This window comes from Leptospira sp. B5-022, assembly GCF_000347035.1.
Taxonomy (GTDB): domain Bacteria; phylum Spirochaetota; class Leptospiria; order Leptospirales; family Leptospiraceae; genus Leptospira_B; species Leptospira_B cinconiae.
Window position 1 is genome coordinate 183,413 of the sequence record NZ_ANIJ01000022.1, and the last position, 23,339, is coordinate 206,751.

Sequence of the window (23,339 nt, forward strand, 5' to 3'; positions counted from 1 at the left end):
TCTTAGAGTAACGCTAGGAAGAACTCCCTATTTTATGAAAAATCAAACCTTATCACATTCTAGAATGGCAGGTTATGCTTCCGCAGAAGTAGGTATTACCGCGGTGGAAACTATGGCCCAGATCTATCTTCTGGATTTTTATGTTTCCACCGTAGGATTAAAACCTTCTCTTTTCGGTTTGGCAATGCTTATCGCAATTTTATGGGATGCGATCAGTGATCCTATTATGGGATATATCTCCGATCGAACCGGTTTTGTAAACGGAAGACGACGTCCTTATATTCTAGTAGGAGGATTTTTACTCGGATTAGGCGCTACCTTTCTTTTCACTCCTCCCGAGTTAGAAACTCAAGGTCTTAAGTTTTTGTATTTGGTAATCGTTTACTTTTTTACGAATACGTTCATGACCATGATCGCAGTCCCTCATATCAGTTTAGGGGGAGAGATGAGTTTTACCCCCGGAGAAAGGAATCAGATCTTCGGTTGGAGATTGTTTTTTGCGAATCTAGGCCTTTTATCCGGATTGCTACTTCCTGCAATTTGGGTCGCTTACGGAAAGAATGGATTTAGTTCCAGAAGTTATTCTTCTGCGACTATCTGGGTGTTATTATGTTTTGTATCTTATTTATCCTATTTTTTCACCAAAGGGAGAGATTTTCCGTACCAAAGAACCGTTACTCAGAAAATTTCCATCGGAGAAAATATTCTATCTTTCTTCCGATCGGCGGTCTTTATATTAAAAAATCGTTATTTTTTACCTCTTCTTTTGGCGTTTATCGTGGCGACGGCTGCCAGGACTTTAAATTCTTCCTTGGGACTTTTGTATTATAAGGAAAGATTGCTGCTCGAGGACTCTCAGGTGGTGATACGTATCCTTCTTCCTTTTGTATTTTTTCTTACGATCTCAATTCCTCTTTGGGTATACTTAGCAAAAAAATTCGGTAAAAAAAGACCTGCGTTCTGGGGGAGTTTTTTTCTAGGCATTTTGACAATCGTCTTGTACCCTATCTTGCCTCAGGGATCTTATGAGGCTCCTTTGATTGCTGCGTTTTTTGGCGGGCTATTTGCAGGGTCCATTCTTCTTTTCGATTCTTTGGTGGCGGATGTAGTCGATTATGACGAACTTCTAACGGGAGAAAAAAGAGAGGGGGCCTATTTCGGATTTTGGAAGATGGCGACGAAGGTCATCAGAGCCCTAGGGTTTGCATTTTTAGGATTTCTCTTGGAAGCGATTGGATACCAAGCAGGAGCGCAAACACAGAACTCCGAATTAGGTTGGAGAATTACGGTCCTATTCGGGCCTGTGGTGGGAGGTCTGTTCGTTTTGGCATCTTTGATCTTTACTAAAATGGGCCTGACTAGCGAAGTACATGCAAAGATCCAGGAACTTTTATCAAGAAAAAAGAATATTCAAAAAAGAAGAAGTTCCGGCGCTCCGGCCGGATAGGTGTCAGTATCTGTATTTCTTCTTAATTTCTTTTAGAGCGTCTTGGATATGTTTTTGTCTCACCTGAGGTCTTAAGTTCTTGCGGATAGGAAGATAACTTTCCGTAGTTGCAAGACTTTTATGACCTAAAAACTCTCTGATATCCTCTAAACTTTTCCCTTCCGCCAATTGGTGGATGGCCCTGCTATGCCTGAGAGTGAATAAGGTAACTTGATTTTTGATCCCGGCGGACTTTGCCAGATCGCCTACTAAACGTTCTACGTTCCTGGACGTCAAATGTGTACCTTGGTATTTTCCAGGGAATAAATAAGAACTTTTTTCTGTCCCAACTTCCTTTTCGAATTTTTTCAAGATCTTTTGTAATTCTCCGTCCATTACAACCGTTCTGTTTTGAGTAGGGATAGGAGAATCTACTTTGATCGTCTTTTTAGAAAGATCGAATTGCCCCCATTTTAAACGAATAATCTCTCCCACTCGTAAGCCTCCAAAATAGGCTAATGCGCAGAGAAGATGTGATCTAGGAGACTCCGATGCCGTTTCTAAAAGAAGCGTGATCTCTTTTTGGTTTAGGACCTTGGGAGTTTTATACTCTCTCGCAGGTCTTCTGAAATCTTCGAATACGTTCATATCCAGAACTTCTTCAAAAAACATTTTTAAAGAACTGATATTGATCTGAATAGTGGAAGAGGAAACCTTCTTCTTCCTTAAATATTCTATGTACTTTTCGATATCCTTTGTGACTACTTTTTCAGCGGGTTTATCCGCAAACAAAAGAAAGTCTAAATTATATCTTAGGTAAGTGTATTCGGTTGCCTTCTTATAATTTCTTTGCCGAATTACCTTTACTAGTTTCTCGAAGGAAGATTTATTCTTCTTCGGGACCTCCGTTTCTATCATCTCGGACCTCTAGTGCTAACTGTATCATTTTTATATTTTTTGTATCCGGACGTTCTAAGAGTCCAATTCCCCGGGTTGTTGGAATTCCAACAACCCGGGCATTCGTCTTTTAGAAGGATTTTTTTCGTCCCGGCTATAACGAAGATTCTAATTCCATTAGAAAGTCGTAAAGATATTTATAGTCCGCTTCAAAACTAAAGGCTATCGATCCATTTCCAAGCCGCAGGCTTCAAGAGCCTCGACACTTTGGGGACAGGCTCTTATGATTTTGATCGTATCTTATAAATTTGGACGTTTAAGGAAAGGGCAGATCGCCCTTTTTGTACTAAGTCCATCCGGATCTGCGTAGGATTTCTTCGCAAACTTCTTCCGTGCTGCGGTCATCTAAGGCAATCTGGATATCCGAATGAGCTCTATATTGTGGTAGTCTGGATTCTAAAATCGTTTTATAAGATAGAACGGAACTTAAAGGAGGACGGGTAGGATCGTTCTGGATTTTCTCCACTAAGTACTCGGATTTTCGGGATAGAGAGATCACAAATGCGGTTTCTTTTAGAAGATTGGTCTTTCTTTCGCTTACAATCTCTTTGCCGGAATCGTCTTGGTCGAATAAGATCCCACCTCCACAATCCAAGATCAGATTTTGCGATCCTGATACTTGTTTTAGGATCTGGAATTCTAGGTCACGGAAAGGTTTCCAATTTCCGGAATGTGATTTTACGAAATCCGGAATGGATACACCGCCTGTTAGGTAAACAGCTATCATGTCTGTGGAGATGACCGGTTTGCCTGTGAGTTTGGAAAGTTTACGGGAGATTTTGGATTTTCCGACACCTCTAGGGCCGATCAGGGCGATGTTTTTCAAACCGAGATCAACTCTTCGATATGTTTTGCCATCTCCGGTAAAAGAGTGTAGTACATTTGCAGATCTCCCTCTGTAACACCTACGACTTGTAAGGCTTTAGAAGAGAGTGGAATTTTCAAACCGCCTATGTCAATTCCCATTCCACCTAGGATCACGATACAATTCGCGATATGTATAATGGAAACTAGTTCAGGGAACTGTGTCGCCTTTTCAGGTTCAGTATAATATCTAGCTACTTCTATCAATTCCTGAGGGAAGTTCCATTTTTCCAGAAGTTTTGCACCTGTCTCTTGGTGGGTGTATCCGAAAAACTTAGCTTCCAGATCGGTATAGGGTCCTTCATAATTTTGTAATTCCGTTCTGAATTGCATAAGCACAGTTGGAAAAAAATCGGCGAGTATAACTTTCCCTATATTATGAAGAAGCCCGGCGGTAAATACAACGTCCTTATCCACTTTTAGTTTTTTCTGGACTGCGATTCTTTTAGCAAGTTCCGCTACGATCAGAGAATGGAGCCAGTTCGCTTCTCCATCTACTTGGTAACCTTTCAGTTCTTTTTTAAGAATACCTTTGGTCTCGTTCAGTAGAATAATCTCTTTTACAGTTTTGGTCCCAAGTGTCATTAGGGACTCTTGTACCGTTTTTACAGGTTTAGCGGGACGAAAGTATGCGGAATTGGAAAGTTTGATCACTGCAGCGGTAAGTCCGGGATCTTTGGAAATTTCCTTGGCTAGGTCTGCAATGACAACATCCGGATTTCCCACCATCTCCATAACTTTACTTACTACGGAGGAGATCTTAGGGAGCTGGGCCTCGTTTTCAAAAAGTTGATCTATCTTTTCTTTCATTCCGCTACCTGACCTTATAAAGGTACTTTTCGAATCCGCCCTTCTTTAAAAGGATCCTGCCATCATCCAAATAGAGACTGATCGTTCGACCTTCATGGCCTCCGACATCTTCTACTAGTAACGTTATTTTTTCTTTATCTAAAAATTCTTTTGCGACGCTTACGTTTAGATCCCCAATGTTCTGTAGGAAGCTTGAGTTCATTCCTTTGAACATGGAAGCTCCGCCGAATAGACGAGCGAAATATTCGCCCTTATTACAGCCTAACTCAGTCATTCTTTTTACCAATTCCGGAAGAGCGGTTTCGGCGTATTTATGGGGATTTTTGGAGGAATCTTTTCCGGAAGGGTCTTTGGCCAGCATGATATGGGCCATAGCGCCTACCTTTTTCTCCGGAGAGTAAAAAACCACTCCGATACAGGAACCTAATGTGGTGCGGATCACGGAAGGGGATTGGCCTCCTTGGATATCCGCGATCCCGACGTTTATAATTTTTACGTCTTTATTTAGCATACTTTCTATCAGTAATAACCGGGTAGTATTTTAGGATCATCCTAGTTCCTTCAAATCATTTTTCCTAGAAATTTGACGGGGACGGAATCGAATTATGTGACGATTGAACCTTCCAAAAATCCTGTGGGAATTCCCCCTCTTTTCGGAAAAATAGAGTTTCATATCCTCCTTGCGTAAAGGAAACTGTATGTACAGAAAGGAAATCATACCTCTTGCAAACAATCGCCTCCTCAGAACCGATCCGCACCTTGGAATTAAACGGTTCCCAGATCACTATTTTGGGAACAGCCCATATTAGCCAAAAAAGTATAGATGAAGTTTCCAGGATCATCCAAGAAGAAAAACCGGACACCGTCTGCGTGGAACTTTGTGCATCCAGAATGAGGTCCGTTCAGGACCAGGATCACTGGAAAAAATTGGATATTTTCAAAGTATTCAAGGAAAGAAAGATGTGGCTTCTTCTTTCCAGTCTCATCCTTTCTTCTTTCCAGAAAAAACTAGGTTACGGAAATATTCGTCCCGGGGACGAAATGAGAAAAGCGATCGAAGAAGGAAATAAGATCCATGCTAAGATCGTACCGGTAGATCGAGAGATTTCCATCACTCTTAAGAGGGCCTGGTGGAATGTGGGATTCTGGAGTAGAATGATGTTATTTTCCGCTTTGGTGAGCTCTCTTATCGTTAAAGAAGAGGTCTCTCCCGAAAAAATAGAAGAGATGAAATCGGACGATGTTCTCAAGGATCTATTTTCTCAACTTCCTTCCAGATACCACTCCGTCAAAAATGTGATCATAGACGAAAGAGACGCATATTTGGCACAAAGGATCAGACAACAAGCCGCGGTAGGTAAGAAAATTTTTGCGGTAGTCGGCGCCGGACATTTAGAAGGTATCGTAAAACATATCTTAGAAGATAAGGATATCGATCATTTGGATATCCAGCCGACTAAAGGTTTTTGGGACAGAGTCCGTCCTTTATTATTTCCCGCTATTATCATCTCTGCTTTTACTGCGCTCTATTGGTTCGGTGGAAAAGAAGAAGGTCAGGAATTTTTAATAAGATGGATCTTAGTCAAAGGATCACTTGCTGCAATCGGTGCAATCATCGCACTTGCACATCCAGTCTCCATTCTTCTTGCATTTATCGCGGCTCCTATCGGGAACTTCAATCCGATCATCAAACCGGGTTGGGTTGCTGCATTGTCCGAGTCATGGTTTAGAAAACCGTTGGTCGAGGATTTCGAAAGATTGGGAGAAGACACCGAAACTTTCAGCGGATATTGGAAGAATAAGGTGACTCGTATCTTTCTAGTATTTATGCTCCCTCAGATCGGAAGTAGCATAGGGACGTTCATAGTGTCCAAACAGATTTTTGATAAAATACTAAAATTTTTAGGCGCTTTTTTTTAGATCTTACATACGATTTGTAGCCCATGCGAAAGGAAATCAGGAATCGATCTTTAATCCTATCAAGTTTTCTTTTGGCGATCTTCTTCTCTTTTCCGATTTGGGGAGAAGGTCCGGTCTACGAAAAAAAAGACCGCTTCTACTTGGAAGAGAGGATGGACGGCGTTTCTCTTCTTCCTTATCTTTCCGTTTACCAAGATACAACAGGTAAAAAGTCCTTCAAAGAAGTGTTAAAAATTTTCGACCAAGGTGGGTCGGAAAAGGTCACACAAAATAGTTTAGGATATTCTAAATCTGCGATTTGGGTGCGTCTCAAAACGGAAAACCAGACTAACAAGCCTTTAGATTGGATCTTAGAGATAGATTATGCGCTGTTAGATTACGTGGATCTGTTTGTGGGAAGAGTTTCCGATTCTGCGGTCAATCATTCGGGAGATCTTAGGGAATTCGGCACTCGACCGATCGAACATCGGAATTTCGCCTATCCTTTTTCGGATGAGCCGGGTTCTAAAAGAGAGATCTATTTTCGGATAGCAAGTTCCAGTTCGATTCTACTACCTTTTCTGGCGTTTTCCAAAAATGAATTTATAGAACATAGTTTTACGGAACAACTTGCGCTCGGCTTGTATTACGGCTCTATGATGATCATGGTGGTATACAATCTATTTTTGCTATTTTCCACCAAAGATAGAAGTTATTTATATTACGTTATTTATATATTAACTTATGTACTCTTCCAGTTTACGTTAAACGGTCTTTCTTTCCAATATTTATGGAGAAGTTCCGTTCTATGGGCAAATTACAGCCTACCGTTTTCCATTTTTACAGTGATCTTAACTGCAGGTGCATTTAGCAGATCCTTCTTGAATGCTCCTGAATACACTCCTAAAACTTCTAAACTGTATTATTTACTTTTTGCACTTAGTTTCGGCGGGATGGTTTCCACTTTATTCATTTGGGAATACAGGACTGCGATTATGAGCAGCTTAGTACTAATGTTCTTTACATTAGGATTTTTGATCTCCAACGGGATACAATGTTTAGTCGCAGGAAGAAGAGAGGCGAAATATTTCCTATATGCCTGGTCTTCTTTCCTATTTTTTAGTTTTTTATTCGGGTTAAAATCTTTCGGGATTTTACCGAATAACTTTTTCACTTTATGGGGGATACAGGTCGGCTCCGTGATGGAAGTGACTCTTTTGTCCTTGGGATTAGCGGATAGGATCAAGGGATTGTCCGATCAACTGAAACAAAGAGTGGAAGAATTGGGAAAGATCCGTAACTATGCGGAAGAGTCTGAAGCAAAATACAGAAGTTTATTCGAAGTCGAAGAGGACTTTTTATTCTCTTTAGACCAAAACTGGAATATTCTAGCCGCAAATAAATCCGTATCTAAACATATAGGATTCAAACCTCAGGAAGTGATCGGCAAAAACTTTATGGAGCTGATCTATAAGGCGGGAGAATTACAGGATGCCTATAAAAAATTATACGTATTAGAAAAACTAGAAGAACTCGCTTCCGAAGGAAAACCTGTCAGATTTTTAGGGGAATTCCTACAGAAATATTTACGAGAACCGAAAGAGTTACAGGTCCAATTCCAAATCTTGGAATACGAGGGCCAAAGGGAAATTTTAGGAAGAGCCTACGAACCGGACCAAGACTTGATGTCTAGGTACGTGGACGACGAGAAGACTGTTTACTCTGCGAATAATTATCTGCAAAATGCGGAACTCTTAAGCCAAAGAATGACGACAAACTTGTATAGATTCGTGGATCCGGGCACGATTACTGCGATGAGAAATTGCCTGAGGGAAATGATCATCAATGCGATAGAACATGGAAATCTAAACATCAGCTTTGAGGAAAAAACCAGGGCAATGTCGGAAGGAAATTATTTCAGGTTCGTTCAGGAAAGGCAGAAGGACCCTTATTATAAGTCCAAAAAAGTAAAAGTGGAATATTCACTTTCCAGAGATAGGATCGGTGTACGGATCACCGACGAGGGAAAAGGATTTAACCATGCTAGGCTCCAGAAAAGTAGTATGGAAAAATTGAACTCCGAAGGGATCACTCATGGGCGAGGACTCACACTTACTTTAGCCACATTCGATCTGGTGAAATTTAATAGCACCGGAAACCAAGTCACATTAGTTAAATATTTTTAATTTAGGCGGGAAAATGAAAATTCGGATCTTCCTATTGGCATCTATATTCATTTTAGGTTCTTGTGTTTCGTCCGGTGAAGTTAAAAAGAAGGCGAAGGATCCGAATGCGGGAGTGGCAAGTATCGCTTCAGAGCTCAGATACCAATTTTTGACTTCTCTCAAAGCGCAAGGAGGCAAACTTCCGGCAAGGCTTGCTATCTTGCATATAGTAAACGAAGACGGAACCAATTCCCAATTAGGGAAACTCGTCACGGATAGACTCGGAAAAGAATTATTCGATCCTAAAACATTCCTATTATTGGAAAGAGATAGATTAAACCGAGTCATTGGAGAACAGGATTTTCAGGCAAGCGGTCTCGTTCTCAATGATCAAATCGTATCTATCGGGAAACTTTCGGGAGCGGAATATCTTGCCTTAGGGCAGCTTGTTTTTCGTGACCAGGAATTTTTACTGAATATCAGAATTGTCTCCTTGGGTGGCGTGATATGTGCGACTGCGGATATAGTGTTCGATTCGGATAACGAGACCTATTCTAAATATAAGGAATCCGTTAAATAGGTCCGGGGTTCTTCTTATAAAAGTAGCGGAGAATGTTATAGCTAGCGGTCCTTTCTTTTTTAAGTAAATACTTGAAGAATACTTCCTGATTCTTAATCTGTCTGTAAGTTTATGAAAGTTGTCTTTAGTCTCCCGGCACTTTGTATTTTTCTTTTTTCCGTAACCAATTTGTCTTCGGCGGTGCCTAAATATTCCGAGATGGACAAGACACTTCTTGCCGTTTGGAATAGAACATTTCCCGTCCCTTATACGAAAATTTTAAAAAGGGACCTTGCGGGAAAAGGCGTTTTGTATTATAGGAAAAACTCCAAAAAATCTGTATATATATATTCTTATTCCGTGTTCCTTCCTTTGTATATGGAACAGAACGAGAAGCCGGTAAGAAAAGACGATAGCGGAAGAGAAATAAAATTAAAACTGATTTACGATCCTTCTTCCGAGGAAGAAAAATATACGATTGAATTGGGTGAGTTCGACGAGATGTACGATGCGAAAGGAATTATAAAATGGATCCGATGATTGCAGAATCCGAAAAATTAGTTAGGGAAAAAATGTTGAGAGAGGGACTCTCCGAAGAGTTCATTTCCGATTTTATAGCCAAGATCCAAGAAGTCAGAAATGGAGAAACCGGGATCGTAAAATGGGAAGAAGTAGGGGACCTGGACCCGAACAAAGACGAGATCTCCTTAGAGAAGATCGAATCCGAATATTCAGGAGATCCTAAATTTTTAAAAGAATTAGTGGTCATCAAATTGAACGGAGGTCTTGGAACTAGCATGGGGCTTTCCGGACCAAAATCCTTGATAGAGATCAAGGATGGGATGAGCTTCTTGGAAGTTGTCTGCAAACAAATCGAGTACATCCGACAAAAATACAATCTCGAAATCCCTCTGATCCTGATGGATAGTTTCAGCACCCAGAAAGAAAGCCAGGAAGAACTTAAAAAGATCAAATTCTCCCAAAACTATCCGACGAGCTTCTTACAACATAAGGTGCCTAGATTAGTCGTCCCGGAACTGAAACCTTTGGAAATTTCCAAAAATTCCGAAGAATGGTGTCCTCCGGGCCACGGAGATATCTGGTTCACACTATTAGAAACAGGATTATTGGATCGACTTTTAGAAAATGGTTACAGAGTGGCATTCGTTTCTAACGGGGATAATTTAGGCGCAACCGTTCATCCTGGAATACTAGAATACATTCTGAAAGAAAATCTGGATTTCTGTATGGAAATGACTCCTAAAACTCTCGCAGATAAAAAAGGGGGAGCGATTTTCAGAAGGGTAGTCGGCGGAGAAAAAAAGAACTTACAATTATTGGAAACTGCTCAGGTGCCCTCCGATTATATGCATGAGTTCGAGGGTTTGGGAAAATTTAGAACATTCTCCACTAATAATTTATGGATCCGATTGGATGTATTGAAAGAAAAATTACTCGAAGGATCCTTCAAACTATCATTGATCGTGAATCCTAAAAAGGTAGAAGGGAGGGAGGTCCTACAGCTGGAGACTGCGATGGGATCCGCCATCCAAAATTTTTCCAACACAAAGGGTCTTATCATTCCCAGGGACCGTTTTGCTCCCGTGAAAAAATGTGAGGATTATCTAGTCAGACGTTCTGATGCCTATTCTTTAAATCCTGATTACTCAGTTACTATGTCGGAAGAAAGAAAGAAGGCCGGTTTAGGAGAGTTGGTCATCTCCTTGGATGAAACGTATTATAAGAAAGTGAGAGATTTTACCGATCGAATGCAAGCCATTCCTTCTTTAGTGCGCTGCACCTCCTTGAAAGTGGAAGGGGATATTTTGTTTGATAAGAAAGTAATTCTAGAAGGAGATGTTACATTAATAAACCCCGGACCAGGACAAAAAAAATTGTCCGAGCTAGGTGTGGATCGAATCTCGAACGATAGTTTACGTTTCCGCTTTACATAAAACAACAGTCGTTTAAAATCCAGTCCACGGGCTTGCGAGTATGTAAGCCCATCCTATGCCGATTAATGTCGCAAACGAAATGACCGATGCTTATAACTTAAAACTAAGATCCTTCGATATGGGGGATCTGGAACAGTTTAAGACAGTATTCATCAATGAAAATCGAGGAAAGCCAATCTTCCTCCTTAGATTTCAAAATATTTCCACAGTTTCCTTAGTAGAATTCATACAACTGATCCCTCAGAGGATCGCTGACATAGAACCTTCTCATCGTGAGCTATTTCGTTATTATGCCTATGGTGATAAAAAGAATTTACTGATCGGTGTAGCGCCTCTGGATAATTCCGGCCCGATCAGCCTTGCTAATTTTGATGCTGCCATGGGAAGATTCCATGATCATGCAATCCGGACCGGAACTCTTAATTTTGATTTCGGGATCGGAAGAACCCAATGTAATTTTATTTCCTATGTGGAAGAGATCTTTAGAGAATTGGAGACTTCTTCTCAAAAAAATCTGAAGGATAATCTGGTTCGTTGGAGTTGGACTTATCTGAATCGTGTAAACGATTATTTCGCAAGCGAACGTGCGGACGCAGTCATCCAGCCGATCATCCATTATAACCATAGGGACCATACGTTCTCTATGAAAGGTGGAGAAGTTTTCGTCGGCGGAGAGGCATACGCAGGTTATGCGGATCTGATCCGAGACATTCCTCATGACCAGGATTTAAACAGGATAGAACTTCTGATCTTAGAAAAGTTGATCATGTCTTGTAACGGTTCGCCTGGGCTTCTAAAATTTAATATTTCTCCACAGACCCTAATCGATACCTTTGACACGGACGAGAAGGTTACTCGCTTTCATGAATTACTTCTGAAACAAAACCTGAATCCGCAAAATGTGCGTATGGAGCTGATCGAAAAACCATACGAGGAAGGAGAGGCGACTCTCAAATCCGTTTGTAGAAGGTTCTGGAATTTCGGGATCAGTTTTGCCGCTGACGACTTCGGAGTAAAAAGCCAAAGTCACCAGGTGGTTTTGGATCTGGGAGAGATGATCAAAGAGTTCAAACTGGATCCGATCAGTTTCAAGTTCAAAGCCGATCAGGATTTGACCAAGTTCCTGGACAACCTTGCATTTATAGATTATTGCAGAAGACTTTCCGACAACAGAGAAGCGATCATCACTGCGGAAGCATTAGAAGATATCGATTCCTTAAACTTCCTGATTACCCACCAAGTGTATTATTTCCAAGCTAATTTATTCTGCAAAAAGATCTGGATCCAAGATTACCAGGAACGTTTTAAGGAAATGCAAAAACTTCCTGAAAACGCAGTCACTAAGATACTGAGTTCTCCCGAACTCACTCAAAGATTGAAAGAAGTCGGTAATATTTTCGTATTAGCGAAAGAAGTAGACCTGTTTTAATTGTTGGAACTCCAACGGGGAATGAGGGTGCCCCACCCTTTTTTGGGTGGGGGCTGGTCGGTGGCACACTCGCACTCCAACAAAAATCGCCTTATCACGAAATCCACAAAAGATCAAGCAGATCTTTCACCGATCCCCATGTTGGAATTCCAACAAAAGGATTGGAAGTTTCGTTCAGTCGCTTTTCTTATACTACTCCTTCAAGAAATTCAAAGTAGCTTTCTGATTGATGATCCCATTATCTTTTAAGGTTACCTGTAGAGCGTCCCCCGCGTTCTCGATCTCAATTCGGAACTTACCTTCCTTGTCGATGATCGGGCTATTTTCCACATATCGTCCTTCGAAAATTTTCTGCTTATTGAACTTCACAACATAGTTCACATTGTCTTGGCTTTCGATCTCCAAAAGGACTTGGTTCACACCCTTGGAACCGTCCCAAGACATAGCAGTCCAAGGTCCTTTAAATTTTTCTAAACTAGAATCTCCACCGAAGGAACGCATTACCTTGGCAGGTTTTGCTTGGGAAAGGACCGCTGAGACAGGAGTCGCCTTATCACTTTCTCCTCCCAGATCCGTTTTGGAAGTTACGGAGTAGAGATATAATATTTCCTTTTCGGGGATATCCGCAATAAAGTTTGTAGTCTTTTCGTTCGTTCCGGAAACAAAATCCCAAGAAGAAGCTCCTCTTTTTTTACGATACACATAGTATTCGTTGGCTCCTTTGACTGGATCCCATTTTAAGGAAATTTTTCCAGTTTTGGTATCGAGTGCTCCCTTTAGATTTGTCGGTGAGGCAAGTTTTGCCGCTCTGTGTTTATTTGGATCTATATATCCATAAGCATAGTCTGAGAATGGACCGGATAGTCCGTCCTTATTCACAGCAGCCACAGCGTAGAATGCGTACTGGCCATTCAGTTTTTCGTCAACGAATGCCTCTTTTGATTCTTCTCCTACCTTGGACCAAGCGCCTCCTCCGAATAATCCGGTCACATCGTAACGATAGACTAGATATTTGGAAGCGCCGGAAACCTTCTGCCATTGTACTTCTATTTTACTATTATAAAGTCCTTTCGTAGCGGTAAGCCCGAAAGGTTTAGAAGGTTTCGCTTCTGCTTTCATAGTAAATCCGGAAACAGCATCCGAAGTATCCCCGGTTTTACCGTTACCGATCGCCGCGATTACGTAGAACTCCGTCGCTCCGTTCCTAGCCGCAGCATTATCCGTGTAGTTGGTATTTTTTACTCTACCAACGGAGAGATATTTTTTCTGATTGGAGTTCCACTTGTATACATAGTAATCGGAAACTCCGCTGATGGGTTCCCAAGATAGATCGATCTTATTCGGATATTGTCCTTGGCTTGCTTGGACTCCCACAACCTTAGGCGGAGCCTTTGCTTCTTCGGTTTTTGCATAGCCGATCGCTTCTCCATCCGATAGATCGGAAGAATCATTGTCTGTTAAGGTCGCAATTTTATAAGAGTAAGCGATATCCTTTTGGATCCCATCATCCGTAAATCCGTTGGTCTGAGAAAGTCCGACCTTAGAAAAAGAGGAATCTCCCGGTCCTTTTCTATGGATCTCGTATCCAATTGCGTGCTGAACGGATGCCCAGGTCAGTACTACCTTATCCGAAAAAGAACCTTGGGTCGCAGCAATCTCCTTTGGAGCGGTCGGTTTTACTTTTTCAGGAGGTACGGGTTTTACATCCGTTGCCGGTGTAGTAGTGGTTGTATTCGTGGTAGTTGTCGGAGTCACATCGTCGACAAGGACGAATGCGGATTGGCAAACCTTCGTGAACCATCTATAATCAATATAGCCGTAACCGTTGTCTCCCCATTGGGTGGACCATGAGTTGATAAACTTAAACACTCCCTTGGAATCGTCGTAACCTACGATTGTAATCGCATGTCCGCCGTAGGTTTTCCCGACTCCTTCCTTATAAACTTCTCTTCCTTTTAAGTTCATAAAGTTTTCGTAAACTATTATCCCGGCTACTACGGGTCTTCCTAAGGAGAGTTGATTTTTCAGTTCGGTCGGATCGGTTTGTCTGATCCTTAAAAATTCTTTTGCCTTATAAGCAGAAGCAGCATTAAAAGCGTCTTGAGAGGGACGGCGAAGATAATCTCTTTCATTATATGGCATTGAAGACCAAGGTGCCGCCCCTTTTTCCACAACGAGACGCATTGCATCGGAAATCAACGAACCGTTGTCCCTTCCTCCGTTGATCTGGTTATAGATGAATGAAGGTGAGAAAATATTGGAATAGTTCGGACTTCCGGAAGAATCGCTTAACTTCCAACCTCTGTCCTTTCTCTCCATATACTCTTGAAAAGACTTGGTAGCGTAAGCGGTGGACCAGGCAACACAGGAACTTTGTTGTCCTTGGTCTCCGACTGGAGGCATATACTGGGAAAGATCCATGGAGGAAGAAAGCCCTCGGTGAGAGATACGATTCGGATTTGCTTCTTTGAAAGAAGCTAAAAGTTCCGCAGGTTCTTGTTTCATCCCCAGGCCGGGAACTGTCTGAGAGAGGAGGCCGGTTGCAGAGAGTGAAAGTAATAAAACGGATAAAAAACGTAAATTCGGTTTCATCTATTGGTCCTTTAGTTCTTGGTTAAAGATAAGATATTTTCTTCTAGTTGTTTGTTATATTCTCGGAAAGCGTACGGATGAGGTTCGTAAAGTCCGATCACTTCCGATTCCACTCCCTTGCTGTCCTTTACTTTTTTCTTAATTAGAAAAAGTATATATTCTCCTTCTTGAGGGGGTGCCTTCAGCCATTTTCCGAATAGTTCGGGAAAGATCAAAAATGCGATGTCGAATTTTTGCGGGAGTTCCTTTCCGCCCTTTAAGGATCTTAAAATTTCCACATTGGCTGTGACGGAGATGGAATTTGAAGAGATCTTACTTTCTTTCACATTGGAAAGTTTTGCCAATGCGATAAAGTCGGAGGAGTTCACCTGAGATTCCAGACTAGGAGGCGGTGTTAATGCGGAGACAGGCGAGATGAATATTAGGATCAGTACGAAAAGGATCAATACGAAACGTTTTTGCATTTGGAATGACTCCGGAAACAATTTGTTAACGCGGCTTTCCACTCTACTCGCGATCTGGGACCTTTTTCAAGAATTTTCCTTTCTAAATACGATTTAGAATATTCCAATTTTTGGAAAATAGTTTATAAGGGATGGTATTTTAAAGGATTTTTGGGGAACTTATTTTGCTCGGACGAGCAGGGAAGGTAGATCTATTGAATCCGGTTTTTCCGGGATTTTAGGAAATATTCCTTTGATCTTAGGAGAATCGTCCACCCAGATGAGTGCAGTCTTATATTTCATATTTCCACTCTCAGGTTGGATGTATGCTTGGATCCCGAACGCTCTGGCTAGTTCCAACGCTGAGCTTGAGTTTGCAGGTTTGAGTAAAAGTATATTCTCGCTTAGTTTGCCGAATCTATCTCTCAGATCCTGGTAGGTGTCCTTTTCGGGAGTTAGGGTGATAAAAACAAATTGAGAATCGTTCGACGCCGAGTTATCGAACCAGCGTAGAAACTTTTCCACTTCCTCCAGATCGTTTTTGGAAGAATGTAAAAATCCGAAATATAAAAAAGTTTGTTTTCCGGAGAAGACAGATTTCAAGGAAATGTCTGATTGATTTTCCGCTAAAACTAAGATCCCTTCCGGAACATCCTTCTCCGCTTGTATCATTCCCGGATCGGAATGGGAAAAGAAAAATAGTATGACTAAACTGGCTATCACGCCCGTTAAAAAGAATTTCCAAGCTCCGGATTCCATCTCTAATTACAAGGGACGAAAACTTGTCGGAAACCGCAGCTTTATTCTTAGGGAATGTCTCCGAATATTTAAGGAATCTTATTCCGAAAAATATTTCCGGTGTGTAAATTATGGAAATATTTAGGCGGTTTCAATCGTCGGAATCAGTTATCGTCGAGTTCGAAATGTACTGGAACCCTATGGTTCATTCGAGTCGGTCTTCCCTTTGCATAACCGGGGCTCCAGCGAGCCAATCGTATCACTTTTACCGCCGCTTCTTCAAAACCGTATCCTCGAATGGATGACTTGATCACTTTAGCGTTGATGAGATTTCCTTTTTCATCCACTTGTACTTCTAAATAGATCATCGCATCCGATATACCTTGGGCACGCGCATTTTCCGGGAAATAATCTCTCAAAGAAAAATCTATGATTGGAGTAGGGGCCTTATCTCCATAAAATGCGAATAAGAATCCGTCTTTGTCTGTACCTTCTCCGCTGATCTCATTTTCTTTGATCTCGTTCGGATCCGGGTCTTTCCCGTCCTCGTTGGAACCTTCTACCCATTCGTTCGGATCTTTGTGCGTAGGAGCGGTTTCCCCACCAATAAGTTCTGGAGGAATGTCTTGGATATCGACTTCTACGTTCATCTCCAATTGTTCGGAATCCACGAATTCCTTTTCTTTGTGGGTGATATAGTAGTAAGTTAGGAACAAAAATAGGTGAAAAGCAAGGGATCCATAAACACAAATCTCCCAAAGAGAAAGTTCTTTGAGCTTTTGGATTACGTTAGTCTTTACTTTTTCCAGACTAGGATTCATTTCTCCGGATCACCTTTTAACGGATAATGCGATTTGGTGCACGCCGGCCTTTTTGATTTTTCCCATAGTCTCTGCTATTTTTCCGTAAGGAAGGGAAGAATCAGCGGATAACGTGATCCTCATATTCGGACGGATCTTACTCTCTCTTTGTAATTGAGCTTCTAATCGGGGAAAATCAGTTTCATTCCCTTCTAAGAAAATTTTTCCGTCTTTGGATAATGCAACCTGAACGGTTTTAGCTAGATTCGCATCTACCGCATCCGCTTTAGGAAGATTAATATTAATGGATTCTTTTTTTAAAAAATTCGCGGTAACCATAAAAATCACCAAAAGAACCAAAATAACGTCCACCATCGGAGTAATATTAATACTGCCGATTTCTTCTCCGTCGCCGGAAGAACTTTGACCTGCCATATATTCTCCTTTCTAGAAATCCCCGGTTTAACCTTTCCGAGATAGGCTTGCTAAAAATTCTTTGGAAAGAATTTCTAGATTGGATTGGATGATTTTCAATTTTCGGGTGAAGTAATTGTTTGCCATTACCACAGGAATTGCAACAGCAAGACCTACTGCGGTGGCAAGCAGTGCCTGTGAAATGGTTCTCATCACCACTTCTCCTGCCGCGTTCCCCAAGGTTCCTAATTTATAAAAAGCACTGATCACACCGAATACCGTTCCTAAAAGTCCGATAAACGGAGCGTTGTTCCCTAAAGTGTTTAGAATGGAAAGTCTGGTCTCGAAACCAACTCTTTCTCCGATCATTTTTCCTTCCATTAATTCTCCCAAACTTTCTTTTCCACCTTTGGAATGTTCGGAAGAGAAGTCCGCAAATCTTGCGTATACGTTCTCCGGATAATTTTCTGAAAATTTAGGCGCTCCGGAGAGATCTCCTTTTCTTGCGGTTTGGATGATTTCAGGTAATACGAAGGCGGAGTCTTTCGTATTTTTAACAAATATGATCGCTCTTTCGACAACAACGGCTACTGCAAGAACGCTCGCGATCGCCATGATCACGAAGATCGCCGATTCCATGTATCCGATAGCAATTTCAAAACTCATTTGATGGTTCCTTCTTAATTTCTGTTTTTTTGTTTGATACGATCCCAGTCATTCTGTTTTTGTTCCGAAATTTCGGACTTAAAGTTCTGGTTCTGACGAATAAAGTTCTTTGCAATTTCTGACGCAGCCGAGGGTCTCTATTCCGGAATTGGAAATCAGTAGTTCGGAACCTTCTCCGCTACAATCGTTTTCGGATCCGACCCTGGACCAATAAGCTTCATTACAATTAAAAATACATTCTTGGGTTTTGGAATTTAAACCCGCCATTTGGTCCTTAGCTAATATCTGGCTACAATACGATTCATAATTTTTTGCGGACCCACCGGAGAATAATCCGGAAATCTCGACTTCTCCGCTTCCGATCAAATCGGAGGAAGTTTTTAAACAATCTTCCGTTTCTTGCATGGAGGACTTACATGCTGCGGACGGATTTGCGGAATAATGTAACAGAGATTGTAAGACCAAAGTGCTTTCATTAGACGCTTCCGGCGAATATTGGGAACAGTAGGAGAATATGACTAGAGCGGAGAATAATCCGAACCAGTGCGCAGAACCTTTTCCCAAACTCCGGAAGTGCATTAGAACTTAACCTCGATACCTATATTGAAGAACGGAATGACCACACCGCCCGGTAAAGGAATTGTTCCGAATGTCGGGCTAGGGCTTGGGTTTGTTTTGGAATAAGGTTTCGTATTATCGAAATCTTCTCCCCCTACGTTCTCTCTTAAGTAGACGTTTACTATCTCCAAGAAGGTATTAATATACCCCCATTCATAATTGAAAAATCTATCGAAACGTATGTCAAGTCGATGATAAGGCTTTAATCTACGGCTATTGATATATTCTCCCAGGGCAGGGTTATTAGCGTATTGAGGAACCCAATAGGTTTGGCCGTTGGCAGGGTTACTGAACCTTCCCCCATCGTCCCCTACGATAGGTGTAAACGGTCTGCTTGTGAGGTAGGACCATCTGGCCCCAAACTGCCATTCTTGGCTCCATCTCCAACCGAAGACCATATTGATTACATGGGTCCTGTCATAGTCGTATAATGTCTCTTTAGAATTTTTATAAAACTCCGCAGCGATCTGAGTCTCCTGAGTGTTCAAAGGAGCCGCTCCCGGATCAGGGGTGAATATATTATTGTTTCTGAATGTTTGAGACCAAGTATAAGTGATCCAACCGAACCAGTTTCTGGTTCCAGGACGAGAGTTTTTGCGAAGTACTAATTCGTAACCTCTGGACCAACCGGTTCCGCTATTGGAGTAATTTAACTTTTTGTTTACGATAAAAGGTTGAGCGATCCTGGAATAAGGATCCGGATTTGTTCCTACGTAGTCGGTGATATAAGGGTCATCCACGATCAGGTCCGAGTATTCTTGTTTGAATATCTCGCCTTTGATCTGGTAATCGCCTTCTAAGAGTTGTTCTATACCTCCGCCGTACTTGAATACCTTTTCGAAATCCAAGTGTGGATTCCCGCTATCTTTATTAAATCTAGTGTCCAGAGGGAAGCGGAAGAAATTACCTCCACCCGCAAAGATGGTAGTCCCTTTTCCGATACCTTCGAATTTATATGATGCCTGCGCTCGCGGACCGAATGCACTATTGTTGACATACGGAATATAGTCGTAACGTGCTCCCGGTTCTATGTGTAAATTTCCTAAACGGATCTTGGTGGTCAAATAACCGTTATAGTAAGCTCCCTTGGCGGTTATGTTGGTGGGGATCGTGGTAAAATCCGGACTTTGTGTATCGTACGGGTTCGGACTTAAATTATTCGGATCCGTTTGGATAATACTAGAACCGGTAGAATAATAATTCAATAGTCTATATTCGGTTCCGAACTCCGCGCTGAAATATTTGTTCGGATCCCAGAAAGCATCCTGACGCACACCATTATACGCGCCACTCGCTCGGTTCTTTCCTTGGATGGAACCGAAGGAAACGTTAAAATCGGTAAAAGGATCGTAGCTGATCAATGTGACACGATTGGAGAATGTGTCGATCGGTTTCCAAGTATAACGTACTGCCTGTGTCCTAAATCCCTGTCCTGAAGAAATACTTGCGCCTGCAAATGCGGCGGTGGAATCATTTGCCGGGTCGTTCTGGTATTTAGCGGGAAGATTTGCCGCAAAGTCGTCTTTGGAATAGAAGGAATGAAAAGAGATCTGGTGATGTTCGTTAAAGTTATGAACAAACTTTACCTGAGAGTCCACGAATCTAGGAAGTCTAAGTCCTTCCGGGAAGTCAGCGCCTAACGCGGAGGTCAATCCTTGCACAAATCTATCCAAGTATCCCACGCGGGCGGAAGCGATCAGATATCCTTTGCCGCCGAAAGTAGGGCTCATATAACTGATGCTACTGGACCAGGCGGAGATGATCAGGTTTTTCTGGGATTTGTCCACCTTATCCACCGTGTCGATATGAATGACCCCGCCCAATGCGTTATTGAAGTTTGCGGGGAACACACCCGTGTATACGTCTATGGATTTGATCAAGTTCGCATTCACCACTGCGCTCAATCCATCGAAGTGGAACGGGTACAGGATCGGAAGATCATCCACTAAATATAAGTTCGAGTTCGGATCGGAACCCCGGATCACGTAGTTATTTGCCCCGCCACCAAATGCTGCGGAGGGAACGACACCCGGTATCGTTTCCAAGGCGCGTAACGGTTCGCCGAAAGTTCCAGGCATCCTTTTGATCTCTTCGTATTTGATCGTGGTCCTGGAAAGGATCGGTTTATCTCTCTCCGCCGAGACTGTGATCGTACCTTTAGGTGCCTTGGTTTTAGGGGACGCTATGGAAGAATCGGCGCCTGCGTCCGTATAAAGAGTAACTGTTTGGCCGGACGCCTCGACGTTCCCTTTGATATCCTGCATATCTTCCACTTTTAAGATACGAAAAGTATAAATACCCGGAGAAGGTACTGTAGCTTCGAAATATCCTTCTGCGTCCGTTCTATAGATCTTTTTGGTCTCAAAAAGTAAAACCTGGGTCTTTGCTTCCCCTTGGTTTTTTTGTCTGGAGAATAACCTCGCCTTAAAGGTTACTTCTGCAAACAGATCCATTGGCGCGATTGCCGCGAGAAAAGCGATTTTGATCAGTACTTTTTTTAACTTCATGGCAATTTAGGATCCACAAATACGTCTTTAAAATTCAGATACCAAGGGATCTCTCCCGCAGGTTTATCATAATAGATCCAAAGACAAACCACAGGATAAGAATTGAAAGGGCAGTCCGCTTTGGTGATCGCGATACTACAAAGATCTAGATTCCTTCTTTGTACGTCTCCAACCGCGATCGGGAAATTGGGTGGGATAGGATCTCCGCATTTTTTGGAAAGATATTCTGATGCCGCATAGATCTGACTATTCGCATCTCCTTGTGGAACCGTATCTTCTTGAACACATTGTATGAATAAAATACAAAAGAAACTGAAAGTGAATAATCGGGCCTTCATCTTTTGCCCGCCTCGTTTTGACCGGTAGAAGGTGAACCGATCACGGTACCCTTTACTTTAAGAACACTTACAGTACCGACGGGAAAGAATAAATGAGTCTCCTGCCAGTATTTTACCTTGATCAAACTTTTCCCTCCCGGGATCTTTTGAACCGCTTCACTAAGTGCATAATCCATATTTAATGGATTAGTGATCGGAATAAGTCCGAACAAAAAGAAAACAGAACTTTCTCCACTGGAAATTCCCAACTCCATGTAATCTTTGGAACGAATGATCGTCGCGGAATCGATGAGTTGAGTGTTCGTCACCCTGCCTCCCACTTCTCCCTGGCTAAAAGTGCCGGAGCATGAGTACAAAGTAAAAAATAAAAAACAAAACAGGATGAAAGATCTGAAAAGAGTCATGTCGACCTTGGATTAACGGCCTTTCTTTTTAGGATCCGAGGACTCGTCCTCGAATTTGATCGCTTCGGCGGAGATATGAAGACGATTCATAGTTAAGAATACAAAGATGGATTTATCCGTCCAATAACGGACATTGATCAGAGCGTCCGCCTCTTTTTCCTTCTTCAATTCCTCTAATAGTTGATCGATAGGAGGAGCTCCCAATGGAATTCCGATGATCGCAATATCGAAGGTGAACCAGTACTTCGTTCCTTCTACCGGAGAGATCACTTTATACTTTTTATCCGCTACCGGAACAGTACTTGTTGCAAGTCCCGCGCTAGAAGTTGCGCAAGAGAAGATGGAAGCAGCTAACAGAATAGATAAAACTAGTCCGGAAATACGAAGTTTCATGTTTTTTCCTTTCCCAGGAACCGACTCCGGTCTAAGTTAATTTCTTATTAGAACGAAGAAGTTTCGCGATTGAGGTTCAATCTTTAGTATCCACCATCAATCTCCCAAAAGACATATTTTCCAAGAAAAAAAAATCCCTTTGAAACCGGAATCACTATGATGTGGTCTGGACAAATATCGATTCGAAGGGGGAATATATTACAAAACCATGATTCTTTGGTTTCGTTAAATATTTAAATTTGATAATAATCCATCCTGGAGCATATTTTAGCCAGGAGGTTTTAGTTTTGGACCTCAGGAACACGGGACTTATTTGGATAAGTTCTTGTCTTCGTTCTTATAACGTTGTACGAGCTTGCGAGCGGTTTGATAAGAACCTGCTAATCCTTGCGTTACAAGTTCTTCAGCCTTATGGAAATCGGTTCCCATCTTCAAGAAAAAGTCATCCAGCAATATGGATTGTACTGATTCATGTAGCCAATGTTTGGCTTGTTCTTTTCTTTTTTTCTCTAGGTAACCTTTTTCTCGGATCGTTTTTATAAAGTTTAAAATTTCTGTCCATATCTCGGAGATTCCTTCTCCGGTTAATGCCGAACATGTTCTAACGTCTGTGTGTATGCCTGACTCATGAGCGGGAAGAAAATGAACTGCGGAAATGGTTTCCGCTTTTGCGCGATTCGCTCTGCCAATATTTTCCCCATCCGCCTTGGTGATCGCGATCAGGTCCGCCATTTCCATGATCCCACGTTTGATCCCTTGTAACTCATCTCCCGCACCGGCAATTAGCAGGAGAAGGAAAACATCCACCATGGAATTGACTGCAGTTTCAGATTGTCCTACACCGACGGTTTCGACAAGTATCGTATCGAATCCAGCGGACTCGCATAAAAAGATAGTTTCTCTAGTTTTACGTGCGACTCCGCCTAAGGAATCTCCGGAAGGAGAAGGGCGAATGAAAACTTCCTTTCTTCGGGAGAGAGTTTCCATTCGGGTCTTATCTCCCAAAATGGAACCTCTCGATAATTGCGAGGTAGGGTCTATCGTTAGTACGGCGACCTTTCTGCCTTGGTCAATCAGATGATTTCCGAACGCTTCTATAAACGTACTTTTGCCGACACCAGGAATACCTGTGATGCCAACCCGAATACTTTTGCCGGAATGAGGTAAACATTTTTCTAATATAGCTTCGGCAAGCTCTTGGTGGGAATGTAATGTACTCTCGACAAGAGTAATTGCCCTGCTCAATAAAACTATATCCCCGGAGAGTATTCCTTTAGAAAAAGTTTCCGCATCCGGAAGGCTCTTCTTTTTAACGGAGCCTCGGATATGGGTTTTTTCTTTTCCCTCGGCTTGGGGCATGGG

23 protein-coding genes are annotated in these 23,339 nt (G+C 42.0%); 7 read left to right on the plus strand and 16 right to left on the minus strand.

Annotated elements, in window-relative coordinates:
• The first annotated feature begins 34 nt into the window (after positions 1-34).
• The gene (locus tag LEP1GSC192_RS11145; protein ID WP_020769942.1) at positions 35-1,447 is read left to right on the plus strand and encodes an MFS transporter; all 1,413 of its coding nucleotides are present in this window, start codon (positions 35-37) and stop codon (positions 1,445-1,447) included.
• Between the two features lie 3 nt (positions 1,448-1,450).
• Here the strand turns inward: LEP1GSC192_RS11145 and LEP1GSC192_RS11150 are convergent, their stop codons facing one another.
• The 4 genes from LEP1GSC192_RS11150 to LEP1GSC192_RS11165 all read right to left on the minus strand — a co-directional run bounded on the left by LEP1GSC192_RS11150 (position 1,451) and on the right by LEP1GSC192_RS11165 (position 4,568).
• On the minus strand, positions 1,451-2,344 hold the full coding sequence (locus LEP1GSC192_RS11150) for a tyrosine-type recombinase/integrase (RefSeq protein WP_020769958.1): 894 nt from the start codon (positions 2,342-2,344) through the stop codon (positions 1,451-1,453).
• 325 nt (positions 2,345-2,669) lie between these two features.
• Positions 2,670-3,209 (minus strand): shikimate kinase, encoded by a 540-nt coding sequence (locus LEP1GSC192_RS11155; RefSeq protein WP_020769922.1) that lies wholly within the window; start codon positions 3,207-3,209, stop codon positions 2,670-2,672.
• Entirely contained in the window at positions 3,206-4,057 is an 852-nt protein-coding gene (locus LEP1GSC192_RS11160) for an HDOD domain-containing protein (protein ID WP_020770049.1), read from the minus strand. The genes LEP1GSC192_RS11155 and LEP1GSC192_RS11160 overlap by 4 nt, the downstream gene beginning before the upstream one ends.
• 4 nt (positions 4,058-4,061) lie before the next feature.
• Complete coding sequence (locus LEP1GSC192_RS11165) at positions 4,062-4,568, minus strand: chemotaxis protein CheD (RefSeq protein ID WP_020770114.1); 507 nt, start codon at positions 4,566-4,568, stop codon at positions 4,062-4,064.
• A gap of 212 nt (positions 4,569-4,780) precedes the next feature.
• On the opposite strand from LEP1GSC192_RS11165, the gene LEP1GSC192_RS11170 reads away from it, so the two are divergent.
• The 6 genes from LEP1GSC192_RS11170 to LEP1GSC192_RS11195 all read left to right on the plus strand — a co-directional run bounded on the left by LEP1GSC192_RS11170 (position 4,781) and on the right by LEP1GSC192_RS11195 (position 12,064).
• A complete protein-coding gene (locus tag LEP1GSC192_RS11170) occupies positions 4,781-5,977 on the plus strand; it encodes a TraB/GumN family protein (RefSeq protein ID WP_020770021.1) in 1,197 nt (398 codons plus the stop codon).
• A gap of 23 nt (positions 5,978-6,000) precedes the next feature.
• Positions 6,001-8,142, plus strand: coding sequence for a 7TM diverse intracellular signaling domain-containing protein (locus LEP1GSC192_RS11175; RefSeq protein WP_020770083.1), 2,142 nt, complete (start codon positions 6,001-6,003; stop codon positions 8,140-8,142).
• 13 nt (positions 8,143-8,155) lie between these two features.
• Positions 8,156-8,701, plus strand: a complete 546-nt coding sequence (locus LEP1GSC192_RS11180; RefSeq protein WP_020770125.1) for a CsgG/HfaB family protein — start codon at positions 8,156-8,158, stop codon at positions 8,699-8,701.
• 111 nt (positions 8,702-8,812) lie between these two features.
• Complete coding sequence (locus LEP1GSC192_RS11185; protein ID WP_036089815.1) at positions 8,813-9,220, plus strand: hypothetical protein; 408 nt, start codon at positions 8,813-8,815, stop codon at positions 9,218-9,220.
• Complete coding sequence (locus tag LEP1GSC192_RS11190) at positions 9,208-10,635, plus strand: UTP--glucose-1-phosphate uridylyltransferase (RefSeq protein WP_020770053.1); 1,428 nt, start codon at positions 9,208-9,210, stop codon at positions 10,633-10,635. The genes LEP1GSC192_RS11185 and LEP1GSC192_RS11190 overlap by 13 nt, the downstream gene beginning before the upstream one ends.
• 55 nt (positions 10,636-10,690) lie before the next feature.
• On the plus strand, positions 10,691-12,064 hold the full coding sequence (locus LEP1GSC192_RS11195; protein WP_020770060.1) for an EAL domain-containing protein: 1,374 nt from the start codon (positions 10,691-10,693) through the stop codon (positions 12,062-12,064).
• Between the two features lie 192 nt (positions 12,065-12,256).
• Here LEP1GSC192_RS11195 and LEP1GSC192_RS11200 read toward each other — a convergent pair whose 3' ends face one another.
• The 12 genes from LEP1GSC192_RS11200 to meaB form a co-directional block, all read right to left on the minus strand.
• Positions 12,257-14,656, minus strand: a complete 2,400-nt coding sequence (locus LEP1GSC192_RS11200) for a C1 family peptidase (RefSeq protein WP_020769995.1) — start codon at positions 14,654-14,656, stop codon at positions 12,257-12,259.
• Positions 14,657-14,667: 11 nt separating this feature from the next.
• Positions 14,668-15,120, minus strand: a complete 453-nt coding sequence (locus tag LEP1GSC192_RS11205) for a hypothetical protein (protein ID WP_020770132.1) — start codon at positions 15,118-15,120, stop codon at positions 14,668-14,670.
• A 159-nt stretch (positions 15,121-15,279) separates the two neighbouring features.
• Positions 15,280-15,858 carry an SCO family protein gene (locus LEP1GSC192_RS11210; protein ID WP_020770098.1) on the minus strand — a complete coding sequence of 193 codons (579 nt, stop codon included), beginning with the start codon at positions 15,856-15,858 and terminating at the stop codon, positions 15,280-15,282.
• A gap of 143 nt (positions 15,859-16,001) precedes the next feature.
• The gene (locus tag LEP1GSC192_RS11215; protein ID WP_020769996.1) at positions 16,002-16,658 is read right to left on the minus strand and encodes an energy transducer TonB; all 657 of its coding nucleotides are present in this window, start codon (positions 16,656-16,658) and stop codon (positions 16,002-16,004) included.
• Between the two features lie 9 nt (positions 16,659-16,667).
• Complete coding sequence (locus LEP1GSC192_RS11220) at positions 16,668-17,072, minus strand: biopolymer transporter ExbD (protein ID WP_020769935.1); 405 nt, start codon at positions 17,070-17,072, stop codon at positions 16,668-16,670.
• Positions 17,073-17,099: 27 nt separating this feature from the next.
• Complete coding sequence (locus tag LEP1GSC192_RS11225) at positions 17,100-17,717, minus strand: MotA/TolQ/ExbB proton channel family protein (RefSeq protein WP_020769980.1); 618 nt, start codon at positions 17,715-17,717, stop codon at positions 17,100-17,102.
• 78 nt (positions 17,718-17,795) lie between these two features.
• Positions 17,796-18,281 carry a hypothetical protein gene (locus LEP1GSC192_RS11230; protein WP_232421008.1) on the minus strand — a complete coding sequence of 162 codons (486 nt, stop codon included), beginning with the start codon at positions 18,279-18,281 and terminating at the stop codon, positions 17,796-17,798.
• Between the two features lie 14 nt (positions 18,282-18,295).
• Complete coding sequence (locus tag LEP1GSC192_RS11235) at positions 18,296-20,842, minus strand: TonB-dependent siderophore receptor (protein WP_020770135.1); 2,547 nt, start codon at positions 20,840-20,842, stop codon at positions 18,296-18,298.
• The gene (locus tag LEP1GSC192_RS11240; protein ID WP_020769989.1) at positions 20,839-21,180 is read right to left on the minus strand and encodes a hypothetical protein; all 342 of its coding nucleotides are present in this window, start codon (positions 21,178-21,180) and stop codon (positions 20,839-20,841) included. Before LEP1GSC192_RS11240 ends, LEP1GSC192_RS11235 begins: the two co-directional genes overlap by 4 nt.
• Complete coding sequence (locus LEP1GSC192_RS11245; RefSeq protein WP_232421009.1) at positions 21,177-21,500, minus strand: hypothetical protein; 324 nt, start codon at positions 21,498-21,500, stop codon at positions 21,177-21,179. Before LEP1GSC192_RS11245 ends, LEP1GSC192_RS11240 begins: the two co-directional genes overlap by 4 nt.
• Before the next feature lie 96 nt (positions 21,501-21,596).
• Positions 21,597-21,977, minus strand: a complete 381-nt coding sequence (locus tag LEP1GSC192_RS11250) for a hypothetical protein (protein WP_020769928.1) — start codon at positions 21,975-21,977, stop codon at positions 21,597-21,599.
• 309 nt (positions 21,978-22,286) lie between these two features.
• A complete protein-coding gene (meaB, locus tag LEP1GSC192_RS11255) occupies positions 22,287-23,336 on the minus strand; it encodes a methylmalonyl Co-A mutase-associated GTPase MeaB (protein ID WP_020770000.1) in 1,050 nt (349 codons plus the stop codon).
• Positions 23,337-23,339: the final 3 nt, after the last annotated feature.

What these genes read in the sequence shown, in the direction of transcription:
- LEP1GSC192_RS11145 (WP_020769942.1), top strand. Translation starts at nt 35, where the DNA reads ATGAAAAATCAAACCTTATCACATTCTAGAATGGCAGGTTATGCTTCC.
- LEP1GSC192_RS11150 (WP_020769958.1), bottom strand. Translation starts at nt 2,344, where the DNA reads ATGATAGAAACGGAGGTCCCGAAGAAGAATAAATCTTCCTTCGAGAAA.
- LEP1GSC192_RS11160 (WP_020770049.1), bottom strand. Translation starts at nt 4,057, where the DNA reads ATGAAAGAAAAGATAGATCAACTTTTTGAAAACGAGGCCCAGCTCCCT.
- LEP1GSC192_RS11165 (WP_020770114.1), bottom strand. Translation starts at nt 4,568, where the DNA reads ATGCTAAATAAAGACGTAAAAATTATAAACGTCGGGATCGCGGATATC.
- LEP1GSC192_RS11175 (WP_020770083.1), top strand. Translation starts at nt 6,001, where the DNA reads ATGCGAAAGGAAATCAGGAATCGATCTTTAATCCTATCAAGTTTTCTT.
- LEP1GSC192_RS11180 (WP_020770125.1), top strand. Translation starts at nt 8,156, where the DNA reads ATGAAAATTCGGATCTTCCTATTGGCATCTATATTCATTTTAGGTTCT.
- LEP1GSC192_RS11185 (WP_036089815.1), top strand. Translation starts at nt 8,813, where the DNA reads ATGAAAGTTGTCTTTAGTCTCCCGGCACTTTGTATTTTTCTTTTTTCC.
- LEP1GSC192_RS11190 (WP_020770053.1), top strand. Translation starts at nt 9,208, where the DNA reads ATGGATCCGATGATTGCAGAATCCGAAAAATTAGTTAGGGAAAAAATG.
- LEP1GSC192_RS11195 (WP_020770060.1), top strand. Translation starts at nt 10,691, where the DNA reads ATGCCGATTAATGTCGCAAACGAAATGACCGATGCTTATAACTTAAAA.
- LEP1GSC192_RS11200 (WP_020769995.1), bottom strand. Translation starts at nt 14,656, where the DNA reads ATGAAACCGAATTTACGTTTTTTATCCGTTTTATTACTTTCACTCTCT.
- LEP1GSC192_RS11205 (WP_020770132.1), bottom strand. Translation starts at nt 15,120, where the DNA reads ATGCAAAAACGTTTCGTATTGATCCTTTTCGTACTGATCCTAATATTC.
- LEP1GSC192_RS11210 (WP_020770098.1), bottom strand. Translation starts at nt 15,858, where the DNA reads ATGGAATCCGGAGCTTGGAAATTCTTTTTAACGGGCGTGATAGCCAGT.
- LEP1GSC192_RS11215 (WP_020769996.1), bottom strand. Translation starts at nt 16,658, where the DNA reads ATGAATCCTAGTCTGGAAAAAGTAAAGACTAACGTAATCCAAAAGCTC.
- LEP1GSC192_RS11220 (WP_020769935.1), bottom strand. Translation starts at nt 17,072, where the DNA reads ATGGCAGGTCAAAGTTCTTCCGGCGACGGAGAAGAAATCGGCAGTATT.
- LEP1GSC192_RS11225 (WP_020769980.1), bottom strand. Translation starts at nt 17,717, where the DNA reads ATGAGTTTTGAAATTGCTATCGGATACATGGAATCGGCGATCTTCGTG.
- LEP1GSC192_RS11235 (WP_020770135.1), bottom strand. Translation starts at nt 20,842, where the DNA reads ATGAAGTTAAAAAAAGTACTGATCAAAATCGCTTTTCTCGCGGCAATC.
- LEP1GSC192_RS11240 (WP_020769989.1), bottom strand. Translation starts at nt 21,180, where the DNA reads ATGAAGGCCCGATTATTCACTTTCAGTTTCTTTTGTATTTTATTCATA.
- LEP1GSC192_RS11250 (WP_020769928.1), bottom strand. Translation starts at nt 21,977, where the DNA reads ATGAAACTTCGTATTTCCGGACTAGTTTTATCTATTCTGTTAGCTGCT.
- meaB (WP_020770000.1), bottom strand. Translation starts at nt 23,336, where the DNA reads ATGCCCCAAGCCGAGGGAAAAGAAAAAACCCATATCCGAGGCTCCGTT.